This is a genomic window from Bacteroides hominis, assembly GCF_033042785.2.
GTDB classification, from domain to species: Bacteria; Bacteroidota; Bacteroidia; order Bacteroidales; family Bacteroidaceae; genus Bacteroides; species Bacteroides hominis.
The window spans coordinates 3644855-3660307 of record NZ_CP178829.1; the positions used below are offsets into that span (position 1 = coordinate 3644855).

15 protein-coding genes are annotated in these 15453 nt (G+C 47.5%); all 15 read right to left on the minus strand.

From position 1 onward, the window contains the following. Positions 1-13 precede the first annotated feature (13 nt). The 15 genes from R3O62_RS15270 to R3O62_RS15340 all read right to left on the minus strand — a co-directional run bounded on the left by R3O62_RS15270 (position 14) and on the right by R3O62_RS15340 (position 15435). Complete coding sequence (locus tag R3O62_RS15270) at positions 14-1696, minus strand: zincin-like metallopeptidase domain-containing protein (protein ID WP_117833920.1); 1683 nt, start codon at positions 1694-1696, stop codon at positions 14-16. A gap of 5 nt (positions 1697-1701) precedes the next feature. Then, entirely contained in the window at positions 1702-2313 is a 612-nt protein-coding gene (locus R3O62_RS15275; protein WP_004308698.1) for a hypothetical protein, read from the minus strand. Between the two features lie 82 nt (positions 2314-2395). After that, entirely contained in the window at positions 2396-2572 is a 177-nt protein-coding gene (locus R3O62_RS15280) for a hypothetical protein (RefSeq protein WP_004313634.1), read from the minus strand. A gap of 12 nt (positions 2573-2584) precedes the next feature. Beyond that, a complete protein-coding gene (locus R3O62_RS15285; RefSeq protein WP_008640417.1) occupies positions 2585-4141 on the minus strand; it encodes a glucosaminidase domain-containing protein in 1557 nt (518 codons plus the stop codon). A gap of 11 nt (positions 4142-4152) precedes the next feature. After that, positions 4153-6402 carry a zincin-like metallopeptidase domain-containing protein gene (locus tag R3O62_RS15290; protein WP_065739949.1) on the minus strand — a complete coding sequence of 750 codons (2250 nt, stop codon included), beginning with the start codon at positions 6400-6402 and terminating at the stop codon, positions 4153-4155. Positions 6403-6423: 21 nt separating this feature from the next. After that, on the minus strand, positions 6424-8214 hold the full coding sequence (locus R3O62_RS15295; RefSeq protein WP_008640415.1) for a hypothetical protein: 1791 nt from the start codon (positions 8212-8214) through the stop codon (positions 6424-6426). A 14-nt stretch (positions 8215-8228) separates the two neighbouring features. Continuing rightward, positions 8229-8510 (minus strand): hypothetical protein, encoded by a 282-nt coding sequence (locus R3O62_RS15300; RefSeq protein ID WP_009017568.1) that lies wholly within the window; start codon positions 8508-8510, stop codon positions 8229-8231. Between the two features lie 23 nt (positions 8511-8533). Continuing rightward, positions 8534-9364 carry a M23 family metallopeptidase gene (locus tag R3O62_RS15305; protein ID WP_004313633.1) on the minus strand — a complete coding sequence of 277 codons (831 nt, stop codon included), beginning with the start codon at positions 9362-9364 and terminating at the stop codon, positions 8534-8536. A 26-nt stretch (positions 9365-9390) separates the two neighbouring features. Beyond that, positions 9391-10035 (minus strand): hypothetical protein, encoded by a 645-nt coding sequence (locus R3O62_RS15310; RefSeq protein ID WP_004308686.1) that lies wholly within the window; start codon positions 10033-10035, stop codon positions 9391-9393. Positions 10036-10047: 12 nt separating this feature from the next. Next, positions 10048-10734: a hypothetical protein gene (locus R3O62_RS15315; RefSeq protein WP_004323423.1), complete on the minus strand. Its 687-nt coding sequence runs from the start codon at positions 10732-10734 to the stop codon at positions 10048-10050. A 12-nt stretch (positions 10735-10746) separates the two neighbouring features. Then, positions 10747-11442: a hypothetical protein gene (locus R3O62_RS15320; RefSeq protein WP_004308684.1), complete on the minus strand. Its 696-nt coding sequence runs from the start codon at positions 11440-11442 to the stop codon at positions 10747-10749. Beyond that, on the minus strand, positions 11423-11908 hold the full coding sequence (locus R3O62_RS15325) for a PH domain-containing protein (RefSeq protein WP_117833919.1): 486 nt from the start codon (positions 11906-11908) through the stop codon (positions 11423-11425). The genes R3O62_RS15320 and R3O62_RS15325 overlap by 20 nt, the downstream gene beginning before the upstream one ends. Before the next feature lie 12 nt (positions 11909-11920). After that, positions 11921-13612 carry a toprim domain-containing protein gene (locus R3O62_RS15330; protein WP_004323422.1) on the minus strand — a complete coding sequence of 564 codons (1692 nt, stop codon included), beginning with the start codon at positions 13610-13612 and terminating at the stop codon, positions 11921-11923. Between the two features lie 4 nt (positions 13613-13616). After that, positions 13617-15185 (minus strand): hypothetical protein, encoded by a 1569-nt coding sequence (locus tag R3O62_RS15335; RefSeq protein ID WP_008659504.1) that lies wholly within the window; start codon positions 15183-15185, stop codon positions 13617-13619. Between the two features lie 25 nt (positions 15186-15210). After that, the gene (locus R3O62_RS15340) at positions 15211-15435 is read right to left on the minus strand and encodes a hypothetical protein (protein ID WP_005836766.1); all 225 of its coding nucleotides are present in this window, start codon (positions 15433-15435) and stop codon (positions 15211-15213) included. Positions 15436-15453: the final 18 nt, after the last annotated feature.

Sequence of the window (15453 nt, forward strand, 5' to 3'; positions counted from 1 at the left end):
ATCTTTTTCCGTTTTATCGGCGCATTCCGCCGCTGTACTCTGCTTCTTGTAGCTCTTCCCGGTATTCCTCCATATTATTCAGCTTTTCGTTCACGGTTTGCAGGTTGGCATCCAACGAAGCATTATGGTCGTATGGGAAACGATGTTGTGCGACAAGTCCCGCATTAGTAACTGGCCCGATATCTATCATGTCGGATTCTTTATTATAGCTGACATACAGCACATCACCATTCGGCATTTCAAATGCAGGAATCTTTTGTTGTGTCATGATAGCGAATTGTTCCGCAGCCATCTCCTTGGCTACCCCTTTTAACGTATCTCCAGCATGTTCGATACCATAACGCCTGATATGGTCGCGTACTTCCTTTTCCGTGAATTTCAGCATCACTTCATAAGTTCCTCCGACACTCCCATTGTACACCACAGCAAAATCCTTGTCCTCAATCAAAAGATTGTCTCCTCGGTTCTGTATGGGAGAAGAATAAGTATATTCTTCGTTAATGCCGTTACCGTCATAATACTCCTTGGCGAGAGTCAGCAGTCCTTCGTAGTCCCCCTTATCCTTGAATGCGTCCAACCGCATCGTGTCATCGGTAAGCTGAAGATAGGCCACGGAAGAATAATACACTTTTTCTTTCGGTGCTACTGTTTGCTCTTCATCAATGTTCTGCTCCAATTCCAGTGCAATCTTATCCACCTTTTGGGTAATCAGAGAAGCCGCTCTTTTCACATCCAACAGAGTTGTCTTGATGAATTGTGGCGATTCCTTCAATTTGTCGAGCCATCCTTTGAGGTAGGCACAACTGTCCTCTTTTATATGTTTCGTCATGCCGTAACGTTGGGCAACCAATGCGCTGCCTAACTCGGCTACCAATTCTTCGCGCGCATACTCTGCCGAGCCGAAAGTTGTCGGCTTGATACGGTCGAGAACTCCTTCCGCACCGGTCGAGTGTGTCATCTCATGGAATAGTGTTCCATAGAACGCCTCTCCAGATTTGAACTGTTCCTTTTCCGGCACAACGATTTCATTTCTCGATATAGAGTAGTAAGCGTTATCCTGATGCTGTGGTTTGATCGGACAAATCCACAGATTGTCCTTTATCAGCGCATCGACGGGAGCGAAGCTGAAATACTCTCCGTTCTCAATATTCGGTAGCGAATACTCCTTTTCGAGTTTTTGCCACAGCTCCGGTCTTGCCTCCTGCAAGTTGGTCTGTGCCACGTTAAAGACTCGGAATACCTGCATCTTAGGATAAACATTGTATTCCTTCTTCTCGTTATCAGATAGTTTTTTGTAGTCATCATACTTAATCTTCTCACCAGAATCCTTGTGTATGCAGGTGAATGTAGTCAGCATGATTGGGAATGATTTCTCTCCACGAAGTACAGAAACACGAGGTTTCTCCTGATTGTCCTTATCGGATTTGTTGAGCCGTTGTACACACTCAAAAGTGCAGAAGCGCGGAATCTTGTAACCTTCCTTTTCACAATGTATAAGCAACATAATGGCATTCATACCATTATACTCGCGTCCGGAAAGATTGCAGGGCCATTGTAACGCTCCTTCCGTGAACCATGGCTTTCTCCAATCCTTACGGATACTCTCGATTTTCTCAATCATCATTTCAGCGAAGAGGTCTAATGCTTTATCTTCGCTGTTCGGCCCGTCCGTGTGCTGTTTTTTATATCCGGCCATATCCTTTACTGATTGGAATTAGACGAATCTGCTACATACTGTACAAGTTCTTCCACTTTGCATGAAACATTCAGCTTTCCGTTATATGCCGAAAGGGATATTTCACCTTTGGCATCCACTCGCACGCCCGGCTGTAACCATGCTTCGCGTTCTTTGCCAAAACAGAAAAAACGTACCCATTGGTATTCAAAGCCATCCTCTACTTTCTCCGTACTGAATGCCGAAAACATTGTGTAAGGCTGGTCTTTCTTATCCCTTTTTTCCTCGATATGCTGCCCGACCTTACCTCGAAATACTAATTCGCCCTTGACCGTATCTTTCGCATCTGCCGTAGCTGTACGAATTTCGTTAATAAAAAGATTGAAATAAAGTTTGTCACCACGGTGTTTGAGATACATTGTCCCCGAAACCTCGATGCGGGAACCATTTCGATATTTGGAAACCTCCTTTCCGGCAGTATCTTTGCTGACATCCACCTCAATAGGCATAGTCTTCCCGTCAGTGTCAGGGATCATTACTCGAAGAGGAAAAACCAGGAACGTTTTCCCTTCCTTATTGGTGCGTATCGACGCATCACGTCCGATAACGCCACATACCGTAACATTACATTTTATCATTTCTATTGTCTTTTAATGTGATACATAATCACCCGACAACTGTGTTGCCATGATTTGTTGTTGAACTGCTAAATCATTGCTCTTAATCGGGTGCTCGTATCATTGCCCAGATCAGCCATCCGGCAAGGAACAGTTGAACGCTCACGATAATGAGCGTTGCTACCCAGCCGAAGAGTTGGTAGCAGAGCAGGACATACAAGGCAAGGTAGGACAGTCCGAACAGACATCTGCATAGCTGTATCATCACGCATTTTACCATATCGCCACGCTTCTATCTTTTTAGGTTCTCTGTCTGTCCCTGCTGTTGGGACATCCCTTGTTCAAAATTCTGTGAAGCCGCTTCCGAGAGGATAACCGTATTCAGCATACCGGTTACACGTATCCTTTTGGCTTCTTCTGTGAGAGTATTGTTATTCAGTGTTGCCGACAGACGGCTTAACTCCGCAGTAGTCAACTCACGTGACATGCGCAGTTCTCCATTGTTCACTCGCAGAATAGCCTTTCCATTTTCACTGATTGCCAGTTCGCAGTTTTTCATGCCCGGTAATAATGATTTCAGATTGATGCGTCCACTATCCATTTGTTTGGATATGGCAGTCTTTTGCTCCTCCTCGTTCTTGTTGTCGATTTGTACGGCCAATAGCATAAGGGAACTAAAGGCTGTCATCGCCATCTCTACTATAGGGTCATTGCATCCTGACATTCCCACACCGCTATCCTCTGACGAAAGCAACTTCTTCATCCATCCGTCGGGCGAAAGGTTTTTGCCAGCGGCATTCTCTTCTGTTCCTTTATATCGGGTGAGCAGGCTGTTCCCGTTGTGCAACACTTCCAATTTGATATTACCTTTCTGTGCGATTTCAGTCAGATAAGCCGCAGGGTCGATGTCACGCTTTGTTCCGTCTGCATAGAAGTTTGTCACGCCGAAATGTAGATGTTCGCCCGTTGTACGTGTACCTGTGTTGCCCGATGTGCCGAGCTTCCCACCGGCTTTTACTACATCACCGACCTTTACAGTAACCTCCTTAAGGTGCATATAAGTACATTGTACCTTGCTGCCATCCGTTCGGGTATATTCCACAGTCAGCGATTTCCCACCGGGCGTGTTCTTATTCTGATTCACAGCCACCACCTTCCCGTTGTTCTCAGTAGCCAGTACCGCATCGCCATTGCAACGGATATCAATTCCCTTATGCATCTGTTGTTTCGTGTTGTCCATCGGATCTTGCCGCATACCGAAAGGCGAGGTAACAAAAAGAAACTCTTCACGCTCTACCGGGAATGAGTACTCCGCACCATACTCTGAATTTTCAGACGTTCGGAGAGGATTATGTTCCGTACCGAACCGCTTACCCTGTGTCTCCATTTCCTGCATCACCAGTTTGTCATACTGCTGTAAGCCATTTTGCTCTATAATCCGTTGCAGACTCTCGGCATATTCTCCGCCTGTGGCATAACCGGCCTGTTCGATATTTTGTGTCCAACCCTTGTAATCGTCGGGCGAAAGTGCAAAACATTGGGCATAGCGGCTGTTTTCTTTTAAAAAACGGGAGTGGTGTTCGTATGAATCACCCACACTGTCATAACTGCAAAACTTCTCATTCGGCTTATCGTCAGTATATATACCATACCTTCCTCCTTCGGCAATCCATGCAGGCGTAGCCTTGATGCCAAAATGATTGTTCTCGTTCTGCGCCAAACGGCTTTGCCCGTTGGAACTTTCCAGTATGCCTTGTGCCAACGTCACGGATGCGGGGATTCCGTACCGGCGCATCTGCTCCATAGCATACTCTGCATATTTCATTGCGTATTGTTGGTTCTTGCTCATTTCCTTACTTCTTATCTATGAAAACCTCTGTGTGTTTCTTGTTCCTCCATGTCACTTATAGCAACCCGTGCCCCGGCACGGACGAGCTTAGACAGATAGTTGTCGAGCTGCTCCGTTGAAAATTCCGTTGAAGCCGTAATGTCCCCTTCTGGATACTCTTTTAGGGTTATGCCCAATATCTTTGCACCCTGTACCGCATCTTCGTTATAGAGCCGATAACCATCTTTCGTGCGAAGCAGTTGCAAGGCATCGGGATGATTCGCTTTAAGTTTGTCCCACAACTGCCGTTCCGGTGAAATACCCTTGTTGTCTGATTCCGTCCGTTCCTGCGCTACCGTTTCTATCGGCCACAACTCTGCTTCTTTCTGTTGTTTCTCTCCGGTGTGTGCCTCCTGCGATTGTCCTTTTTGTAGTACGTCTGCGAATAAGGTAGCTGCCAAATGACGTTTGTAGCTGTCACGCTCTTCCGCTATCCACATCCGCTGCCACTGTTGTGGAGTGACACTTCGGGCAGGCTGTTTCTGCCCATCAATAGTTGCGACGCATTGTATGCCGTCTTGTTTGGTTTTGAAAACCGAAACACGCTGGATACGGTTCAAGTCTATTTCCGGCATTTCGCTGCTGAACAAATCCACCTTCAGGTCAGGTTTGACCTCGGCCAGCGCATAATACTTGTGCGCCAGTTCCATCCGAACCTTACCGATGTTATCCATCGCTTGCTTGAGTGTTGAAAAGAAGCGGTTTATATCTTCTTTATCAGGATAGATGCTATATCCGCTCTTATTTTCGGGTTTGATATAAAGTGCCCATCGTTTCTTATCATCTTGAATCATCTCTACGTGGTCAAATCCGATCTCATTCGCCTGTTTGACCGCTGACGCCACGTCCAGTGTGGAGAGCTTCTCCATCGCCCAGTTCTTCAGCCGGGCCAGCATAATCATCTTCTCGGCAAAATAACTGTCATCGGGTCGATAACCTAATGCACCATCCGTATTGTAGAAGCGTACCTGCTCGATTCCATCTTTCTGCAACGCTCGCATGATACGTCCCTTGTTCATTCCCGGTATCTCGTTATCTACCTCTGTAGAAGCCCCTGCTGGAAGAATTACATCTGCGGTTTTTGCCTGTGGATCAATAACAAGCACAATTTTTTTCGTTTCTTTATCCGGATGCTGCCGAATCTCGTTCGACACAAAATAATGTTTGGGCATTTGCTCCTGCATGGTTGAAGTGTCTCGCCGGTTGCGCATGGTGGCGTATTCGATTTTCTCGCCCCGTTCCGCTTTATTGATTACTTCGATGGCATTGTTCACGTCACTTTCGAGAGCGTCCATCAAGTTCGGGTTCTCTTTCAGCTCCCGGCACCAGTATTCCACTGTCTTCAGACTTTCTTCAGACAACCGTGCTGGCAACCCCAGTTCCAACATTTTAATCCCTGAAGCCAGTTCCACTACCAACCGTTCCTGTCTGACAGCATCCTCCGAAGGAGCCACACCGTTCTTCATCACCATACCTTCACGCGCTAACCGTTGTTGGTGTCCGGTAGCACTCACGATTTGCCGCAAGGCTTCCTGTATATAGTCGTGATAATGTCTGAACTCTCTTTGTCGCGGCATATAGACCGCATCCTTATCTGTTTCGTAGTGGGGTACACCGCTTCCATCCAAACGAACAGGCACAAGGTTGTCTCGCATCCTCAGTAGGAAGTCGTTGAATTGAATATGCAACCGTCGGTTGTCAGCTTCCGTATATCCTCTTTCCACTGCACTTCCATACCGCCGCAACGTCGTTTCGTATCGCTCCTTATCCACGTAGGGTAGTGTCGTCTGGTCAATGTTGAACAAAGTGCGAATTTCACGGTTATGTACACCTTTATATAATTTTTGTTCCTCTTCATACAGTTTCATGTAGTCATCACGACTGATAACCTGTTCTGGATTATTGCGGTGAACGTACTTGTTCCAATTATAAAACAAAAATGGAACGCCTTGTTCATTCTCACGCACCGAGGCTCCTTGTGCCTTGGCATCGCTGAATAGCGTGAACTGGTTGGTTTTGCATCCATTTTTATCAGAATGCAGCGTCATGAATAGTGCATTGAATGCGCTGACAGAAACACCCTTTGGATAGAGGCGCGGGTATCCCTTTCCTGATGCGTTGAGCCAGTGTCCACCGGCATTCGAGGCTTCACTCAAAGCCGTAGAAAGCAAGGTGATTTGTTTTTCCTCGGCTTTCTTTTCGATTTGCGATTTTTCTTTCATATCGTTTATTTGATTATAGGATTATTGAATACCCCGTGGGCGCACGATGGTTTCCAGTTTTCCGTCCTCATAATTCCGTGCGGCAGCCTGGCGAAGCTGGTCGTTCTTGGCAAGGACAGCATTTGCCAGCGTGTTCAAAGGCAATGCCCCGGTACGGTAGGCTTCTGCTACAATCGGTGACAACTGGATGGTACACGGTACTCGGTCTATCGTGGCAATCAACGTACTATCTTGCAATACAGGGTTTACTATACGTGGGTTCAGAGTTTCATTTGTATAGCGTCGGTACTGCACATTGTTCTCATTTGTTACGTTCAGTTTTCCCTCTGTTCGTTCTTTCAAGGCTTCGTGTCCTGCCTTATTCAACAAGTTCATACCTCCCAGGCCTATCAGGAGCATTTTCAGCAACGGGTTACGCACAAACATACCCGCCACAATGCTCGCTATCGGTAACATATTGTCTTCCAAATGCAATGATTCTGTCTTGCCTGTGAATATTCCCAGTAGAACATCAGGGAGCATGGCCATTACATAACCGAGATTGCCTGTGATATTACCTATGCCATCCAGTCCCAGCATACCAAGCAGTCCGCCCCAACCGTTTCCGTTTCCCTGTGCTACTTGCGCACTTTGTATCGTTTGTACATGTTGTTCCGCATCATTGGCAGGAACAACAGTTTCATGCTTCTCTTCTTTCATAATTTCATCCTGTTCTGTCCTGACCATTTTCGCTTTGTCACATTGTTCCAAAGACTGCAAGTAGGCTTCTTCCTGTCCGGGAGCAACAACAATCGGCACATCCTTGTACCGTTCCTCATATTTCTGTTCTTCCTTGCTCTGTACATTCGGCCACAATAAACCGCTATTCTGGTTTTGTGTCCATTCCATGAAGCCAAAGTCCATGACAGGGATTTTCTTTTTCAGTTGCTTGTTGTCTGTACCAATCGCCGTGTTCTCTTTGATTTGTATTTGGGCTGCCTCTTTGCGAAAATCGTCGAATACGTTTCTGTCTCTGCCGAACACTCCTTTACTGATGCACTGTTCTACTGAAAGGGTATCAGGCTTCTTGCCTTCAAAATGATTGGTGATGGCTGCAATAGCCACATCTGCACCGGTAAACTTTGCCAGTGCCGTCCATGAACCAGTACCACCCATCATCAGGGTATCTGCGGCTGTACCCAACATCCATCCCGTACCTTTTTCCCATCTGTTCGGGCGGTAAGCTGCTTCGCCTCGTGCCTCTATTTCATCGGTCAGCGGTGAACGGCTTAACGTCTGCGATAATCCCAGCAGACTCGATTCGGCAGCCTTTCGGATGATGTAGTCAGCGGAAGACTTGGGCATACGTTCTTTCACCAACCGGTCAATCATCAGTTCCTCTATCCGGTGGTCCATATAGGCATAGGCGAGGTCACAACCGAGCTGTTCTGACAACTCATTGTAACGTGCCCTTCCGATTTCCTGCACGACGGTATCCCGCCACTGCCCGGCCATATACGCAAGGTCTTGCTGCATTTCCTCGGAACCGGTAATCTCCGTCTTGCACATCTCGATATAGTCCTCTGTTGTTTTGGAGTTCCATTCGCCTGTGACCTTGAGTGCTTGATAGGGGTCGCTCATTGGTTGTGCCGAAGATGCCATCATACTGAGAATACCACCTAAAGAGGTGGAATATTCTTTCATTTCCTCTCCCTGATTCCGTATGAGGTCAGTCCGCGTTTTTGACATGATGGGTGCGATATGGCAGTTGAAATAGTCGTTCACGAGGCGTTCCATTTCTGCAAACCGTCCGCTATGCTTGATTCCGTCCATAGTGTATTATATGTTTATCCTATTCTATTCATTAATAATTGCTCTTTTGTCTGCTCGATGGCGTTGTGGTAAATTTCCATCTGTTTGGGATAAAACTCTTCCAGCCATACATCCTTCTCGATGTTGTCGTGAATGAAGCGTATCGCTTGTTCTCGCTCAATCTCCACCGATGCTTCGCCCTCTTCCCGGTTATTGAACCATGCTTTTGTCCACCAGCGCACACCGGCCCGATCAGGATATACCGTGACTGCTCTCGGTATGTCAAAGCTCTGGATGTCTATGTCTAATTCTGCCAGTGGGTCAATGATACCACTATGGGTCAGGGCTTCGTCGTAGAGTTTTTTTTTACATCATCGCCCATCGTCGATAAGTACACGCCATGCCGTAGGGCAAGGTAATGCAGGAAGTCCGCAATGAGTAGGTTCTGCACCTTACAAGCAAGCGGCATTGCTTTATGTCCCAGTCCGAGTGGGTTGGATATACTTGGCATATTTTCATAGAAATATTCTTTGACTGCTCCCATTGTAAAGACATGGCGGAGTGACTGCTCCGTATGTGGAGGAAGTCGGTATGCACCACGCTGTAAGTCTTCCATGTAGTAGGGCAGGAAACGTAGCATCAATTCCTCTATTTCCTGTCTGTCCTGCTCGTAATCGGTGGTCAGTGCCATCTCCATGTTGGGAGATGTTGCCGCTTCGCCTCCATCAGCATGACACAATGCTTGGATATTCCCATACAGCATGGTTAGAAATTCCAGCGGATTCAGTTCCTCACCCTTGAAGCGTATCCCGATATGCAGCTTGTCACCGCTTAAAGCTACAGTCTGTCCGGCCTTGACACGCTGTCCGAACTGGGCGAAGACATTTGACAAATGCCCATAGGTCACTTCATACTCCCCATAGCGTATAGTTTGGCAGATGCCGAGTATAGGGTCATTGCCTATACCTGACACGATACCGCTGGCGACAGCCGCCAGCGTGTAGCACCGTACATCGAAGTCGATGCCATGATGAAAATATGTTTTGCCCGTTGTCGGATCGGTTTGTTCGCCGTAGCCGAGCGATAGTTTCACATCCTTGCCCTTCCGTTCTTCAAAAGGCATACAGTATCCACTTTCGGATTGCAGGATCATTTCTTCTGTATATTTCATTATGTGATTATATTTGATTCTTATTCTTATCTTTTCATCCCCCCGCTATTCGTCTGTTCTTCAACGGGAAGAGCGGGTGTCTGTATTCGTTGTATGCTTCTCGTATCAGGTGTGCGGAAAATACCGGCATTGTTACCGATAAGCATCATGCCGAGAAATGCACCGGCAATCTTGCCCAGCCAGCCGAAGCGTCCGAATATAAGAAATGCTGCTGCGACCAGTCCCGCTATACTCAATCCCGACACGTTACCCTGTCCGAGATTACGGAAAAAGTTACCGAACATATCGGAAACTCCGCCATTGGAGACTTGCCGTAGAAAATTCGATACTCCACCCAGTTTTGAGTCTATGCCGGCTACCGTACCGCTGACGGAACCGACTGCTTCTCCGGCTTTGCTTGTCAGTTCTCGCACACCGTCCGCTGCATCTGCAAGGGTATCCGTAGCCGATTTCCCTATGACCGCATCGCTTACGATATGTACCACGCTCTTATCTGTGGTTAGTTTCTCCCAACCCACATAACCGACTGCACCGCCGATGGCTGCGGTCTTGACGGCTTGTCCTGTGCCCCGTAAGGTTTGTGAAGGATGCAGTGCAGCATGTCCCATACTTCTTCCGGTAGCTTTTGCTGCTTTGCCGCCATATTTTAATATTGAATCCCAAATTCCCATATCATTACATTTTTAAGGTCTTACATTCTTTCCAATCTGTCGCCAACGTCGCTTGGCTGCGTCCACGATACTACGTTTATCGGCTTCGGGATGTGCACCCTCGTCGATTTCCCGCCAAATGTCGCCCATTGTCGTGTACTTTACCGCTTTGGTCAGTCGTTGCAGCTTTGTGTTCATTGTTTTGAGCTTTGGACGGATGCCAAAGACAATTTCCATACGCTCTTTTTCCGTCATCTTGTTCTCCGAAAGGCACGCTGTGCGTATATCGTTCACAATTTCCACGCTGTTCATCATCAGTTCCCTATAAATCTTGTTGCGCTGTGTGGATAGGGCTACGGCAAGCGTATTGGCTGGACTTCGCTTCAATTGTTTGGTGAAGTCGCCCATATTGTCTGTCAGCCTCGATACCTCATAATAGAACCCATAAGTTTGCGCCGCATAGCAGACTATTGACCGGAAAGAGTTTAGATAGTTATTAAACTCTCGTTGCAGGTCTGTTGTCGCCTGCACTTCTTCTTTTGTCCAAATATGTCCGGTGGTCTGCATCAGCATGACCTTTTCCTGATTCTTCAGCTCCTTCTCTGCCTTTTCGGTATATACTGCAATCATTCCGGCCAGTACAGGGTCATTCTGCGCTTGTACCTCACCGATACCGGTAAGACACAGCAGTAATATACTTATCCAAATTGTCCATTTCATAACTGATATATTTTATCGGACAAGAGCTGCCGCCCTGTGCCAATGGGACAGAGCCATACGAGCTGCCTCACCGTTGTCACGGTCAAGCATTCCTGCCGTTACGTTGTTCCACACATCATTGAAAGTATAGTACCGTATGCTCAAATAGAGCAGATGTAACTTCCGGCTAAAATCCGATAGTTGGTCGTTCAACGCCCATAGCGTCTTGCTGCGTTCTGCCCCCGTAAGCATGTTTTCGTTGCTACCTTTGGCCACAGCGTCATTCAGCAATGTAAAAACAGAGACAAGTTCCGTTGCTGTTTCTATATAGAGGTTGTTCATGTTCATACTGGCCACAATGCCCTGCGGATTGTTTTGGATGGCCTTGCCTAATTTCCCCAGCGTGAGGAAAATCCGCACACCGTCATTGTAGAGATGCGTACAGGCTTTCAGTGATGAAGCGTAACCGCTTGCTGTCTTGAGGTAACTGTTGTACTGCTTCTCCCACTTGTGGATTTGGTTGAACTCGGTAGCGATGCTGTTTTGGAGCAAGGCTGTTTGTGTCTGTCCCTTTATTTGTTTTTCAATCTGCCCGTTTATCAGTTCGTTACCTTCGGCCAATGCAGTCCATTCCAACGGATTGGAAGCCGCAATTTGGGCTTCTGCCACCTGTGGAAGCAGGCATACCAGCGAGGCAACCAGCCCCAGACTAATGATTCGTGATTTCATATATTCCCTTTTTTCGTTTGTTAGTTTCTACCCGTTCACGGATAATTGACACGAGGTCGTCCCTATGGAAGATACCGATCATGTCAAGACGGGGCGTGTTTCTGTCCATTGAAAGGATACGTACGGTTTTCAGCCCACAAAATTGTTGCAGCAGGCTTTGGTGCTCTTGAAAATCCACGATACGATATAGCTCCATATAATCCACTTTGCGACGGATAATACCGTATTCACTGACAAGTTGTTCCGTGCCGATGCAATAACGGATTCGCCGCAGGTAGAGATAACGGTAGAGTAACAGTAACGAGAGTATCAAGGCAATTACTGTGGCAATAGCTGTCAATGGCAGCCCTTCCATGCCTCCGTACACCCATACAGTGCCGCACAGCACGAGAGTGGGCAGCTCGTTGATGACAAATTGCCCGGTATGTGGATGGATGACAATGGTTTTGTGACAAGTTCTCTGCATAGGTTTTATGGATTATCGGTGAAAACGGGAATGAAAGTCTTCTCTCATTCCGGAAAGAGAATTGGTTATATCCACTTCCAACCGGGCAAGTTCTTCCCGTATCTTGTACATTTCCTGAAAACCCTTATCTGACATTCCTTGGTCATTGGTTTCAAAGGAGAATATTACTCTGTCCGCACGTTCAAGACGCTTTCGCACAGCCTCATGGTCCGCTTCGTCGTATAATCCGTTTCGGATATGTTCCGGATTGACTTCGGGCAAATCGGACAAGGCATGATTCAGCGTGGCTTTACCGCTGATCTCCCAATCGTCAAGGTTGTCCTTCTCTGGTTTTATCCGTTTGCCGAGTAGCTGGTCGTTCCAATCCTTATAACCCTCTGCGGCAGATTCATACAAGATGCATCCTGTAGCTTCCGGACCGGAAATGGAAGCATCAATCGCTTTTTCGATGGCTTCCAGATTGCTTCTCATTTTCTCTAATTCTTCCTCACTGGCAGAACCTTCGTCACGAGCCATTTCGTACTCATCCATACAAACCATTCTCATTTCCTGTAGATAGCCGTCACCAATTCCCATGTCGTCACGCTCCCCATTCTTCAAATTTTGTTTTGCATCATTTATACCCAGAATGGCTGTAATCTTTTCAAAATTGAATGGTTCAAGTTCTATTTCATACTGTGAATAGTCTTCGCTGTTGTTCTGTACAATCAGTCTGCCGGTTTGTGACAGACAGGTGGAGAAGTTCCAGCCTGCATGAGTGAGAGCAAAGTGGATAGCATAGACTTGTCCGGCACGGTCATGATCGAAGCAAAGATGATGTGAGGCATGGGGAGTTGCTTTTATCGCTCCTATGAATTGCTGCTGGCTCGGTGCCCCTCCGGTAGAGATGAATACCGCCTTTCGCAGATCCTTGTTCTGTGCCTGATGAAGTTGGTAATATGCCATCGCATCATAAGCACTTTCGAACCAATAGATATGTTTGGCGGAGGTGAGAGAAGTGCGGGCAGGGCTGGCAATCCACAGTCCCTCGCTTGAATTGCTCCCTGCGGCTTTGCCTTTGTAGCTGCCGCTCCCGTCCATACGGGCACGTCCTCGTTCTTCAAGTCCCACAATCGCTCCGTCGCCTTTGGGCAGGGTTAGTGGAAAGGACAGGTTCGTGTAGGTCGCACCGTCCTCCCGATGTTTCGTAGCCAGATAAAAATGCCGATGGAAGGCATATTGTGTATAAAGGTCGATACCTCGGCTTTTAAAATAAGGATAAAATTTTTTCTGCGTTTCCCGATTCTGCGGATTGAACTTATGAATGTCGTAATCCGCTATGTCAAATGGCTTTACATCTCGTTTAGGGTTCACTATTCGGGTTTTCCGTTCAGTGACAGGAATGTTCAGTAATCTGTTACAGACAAGATTCACCAGTCTGTCCGGAGACATACCCGCATGGTACTCCGTGAAAAAGTGCGGATGCTCCTTGATGAAGGAAATGATGTTATAAACTTTCTGTTGTTGTGCGTGGAAACAACATTTTCCTTGTTGTGTCACAATAAATTTGTCACCACGGATACGTCTGCCGTCGCTGTCCAAACGAACATACGAGGGATAGCGCAGACCGTCACGACGGTTCAGGTGATACCCTGCGTCAATCAATACGTCCTGGATGTTTAGTCGTTGCAGAAAGTCATCGTATGTAAGGTCTCCGTCTCTCATAGGTTTACCTCCCTCTTCTCATTTCATTAATATCTTGATTCATCTGTGCCTCGAAATTACGGATGGCCACATCTCTCGGTGTATCTACGCCGGGCTTGAAGTATGGATGTGGCGGTCCGCTGAAACGTTCGCCATAGAACTCCGGAGAGTGGTGGTGATGGAAGCCATGTGCGACTTCCGATGCCACCACAGCACCGGCGGTAAGGGCAGCGAATATCTTCACGCCAAGCCCCTTGTTCGCTTCAGGACGTGTCTTCATATCCACCTCGTTGAAAATCTTCGAAAAAAGTTTCATCCGGTGGTAATCATCCACAGCAAGAAACTTGTCGTAGTCTTTCTGGCTGATTTCGTGGCTGATGACCTGTCCGTCAATAACAGCGGACATCTTGTATTTACCCTCCGTCTGTGCCGGTTGCACGGCAATGTCACTGACCTCTACTTCCCGGCCATGTTTCTCCTCACGATACCAGCCTTTGCTTTCGTTGAGTAGTTGCAGGTCACGCCCGTCCACGGCCGCACCGATACTGCCCTGTATGTATTCCTGCCGCATCGGAGTTTCTTGCTGCATGAATAATTCTTGTTCCTGCCGCTGCCGTTCTTCCAGTTCATGCCGCACTTCGGGATGCAGGCCGATACTGATGCGTTGTTCGCTGTTGAGCTGTTCCATCGTTACTTTATCGGCAAAGTCCGCTCCGATAATGCCGTTCAGCAGATCCAACCGTTTCTCTACAGGTTGTTCCTCGATGGATGCGGTAGCCAGTTTTTTCACTTCTTCTTCCGTCAGGTCATAGACCATATCGGCATTGACACTTTCCGATTGTACGGTCAGTGTCCTCCGTTCCATATCCACGATAAGACCGTGCGAAGTAAGGCACTCCGACCATTTCTCGTTGGAAAAATAGACTGGTGAAGCAATCAACTCCTTGTATGCTTGTGCCGGTTCCTTGCTGCGCGGACGGCTGACAAGCGGTGTAATGACCTCCTGCAAGTTCTTCAATACATCTTGCTGTACAATGGGTTGCTCCTGTTGACCGCCTTTGTAGTAAAAGCCGTAGCCACCCGATTGCAGTTCGCCGGGCTTCATGCGCCCGTCTGGGCGTTCGGGTACGATGGATGGCCCCGGAAAGAAAAGCTGCCCACCAACTCTGCGTAGGTGGAAACCCCACTGTTCGCGTGGTGTCCAACCAAGGAATGGAGGGGGCATACCCAGTCGCCCCATGTGTCCGTACTCACCGATACCGATGCGGTAGCCATGTAGCCCCATCGCCACGCGACCGTTGGCATTGCGGGCATGGACGAAATTTTTCGGCATATAGAAGTCTTTTCCTATGATACTCGTGAGTATGTTGTAGGCTTTCTTGTTGGCCGTATTCGTTCCCCAGTCCGTCAGAGCCAACATCTGTCGTTCTGTTATAGGATAGACCAATAACGGTGAATCATGCCCTTGCACAATCAGCCGGTAGCCGCCTCCGTCAAATGCGACATGGGCTTGAAGTCCGTTACGCATCAGTAGATTGCGCATTTCGGGTTGCAAGTCCATCTGCCGAGGATTAGTATTTGTTCGTATCGTCATAGTCTGATGTTATGATGGTTACTTGTTATGCGTTGCCGTATTTCATAGCCGCTTCCAATTGTTCGTCTTTGAAACGGACAAACCCGGCGGCAGAATCTTCGCAGACCGTGAGTCCTTTTTCCTCACAGTAATGGGCGTACTCCTCCTGCCACTCGGCAGAAAAATGGTTGATGTAATCGAGCCAGCCGTATTCGCCGCTCTGCATCTTCTCGACGAGAATCTCTTCGGGATAATATTTCTGTTGTGCCATACGCTTATATTAAATAGG

Bases quoted from the DNA above. Each gene is read 5' to 3' on its own strand.
- R3O62_RS15270 (WP_117833920.1), bottom strand. From the start codon at position 1,696: ATGGCCGGATATAAAAAACAGCACACGGACGGGCCGAACAGCGAAGAT.
- R3O62_RS15275 (WP_004308698.1), bottom strand. From the start codon at position 2,313: ATGATAAAATGTAATGTTACGGTATGTGGCGTTATCGGACGTGATGCG.
- R3O62_RS15280 (WP_004313634.1), bottom strand. From the start codon at position 2,572: ATGGTAAAATGCGTGATGATACAGCTATGCAGATGTCTGTTCGGACTG.
- R3O62_RS15285 (WP_008640417.1), bottom strand. From the start codon at position 4,141: ATGAGCAAGAACCAACAATACGCAATGAAATATGCAGAGTATGCTATG.
- R3O62_RS15290 (WP_065739949.1), bottom strand. From the start codon at position 6,402: ATGAAAGAAAAATCGCAAATCGAAAAGAAAGCCGAGGAAAAACAAATC.
- R3O62_RS15295 (WP_008640415.1), bottom strand. From the start codon at position 8,214: ATGGACGGAATCAAGCATAGCGGACGGTTTGCAGAAATGGAACGCCTC.
- R3O62_RS15305 (WP_004313633.1), bottom strand. From the start codon at position 9,364: ATGAAATATACAGAAGAAATGATCCTGCAATCCGAAAGTGGATACTGT.
- R3O62_RS15310 (WP_004308686.1), bottom strand. From the start codon at position 10,035: ATGGGAATTTGGGATTCAATATTAAAATATGGCGGCAAAGCAGCAAAA.
- R3O62_RS15315 (WP_004323423.1), bottom strand. From the start codon at position 10,734: ATGAAATGGACAATTTGGATAAGTATATTACTGCTGTGTCTTACCGGT.
- R3O62_RS15320 (WP_004308684.1), bottom strand. From the start codon at position 11,442: ATGAAATCACGAATCATTAGTCTGGGGCTGGTTGCCTCGCTGGTATGC.
- R3O62_RS15325 (WP_117833919.1), bottom strand. From the start codon at position 11,908: ATGCAGAGAACTTGTCACAAAACCATTGTCATCCATCCACATACCGGG.
- R3O62_RS15330 (WP_004323422.1), bottom strand. From the start codon at position 13,612: ATGAGAGACGGAGACCTTACATACGATGACTTTCTGCAACGACTAAAC.
- R3O62_RS15335 (WP_008659504.1), bottom strand. From the start codon at position 15,185: ATGACGATACGAACAAATACTAATCCTCGGCAGATGGACTTGCAACCC.
- R3O62_RS15340 (WP_005836766.1), bottom strand. From the start codon at position 15,435: ATGGCACAACAGAAATATTATCCCGAAGAGATTCTCGTCGAGAAGATG.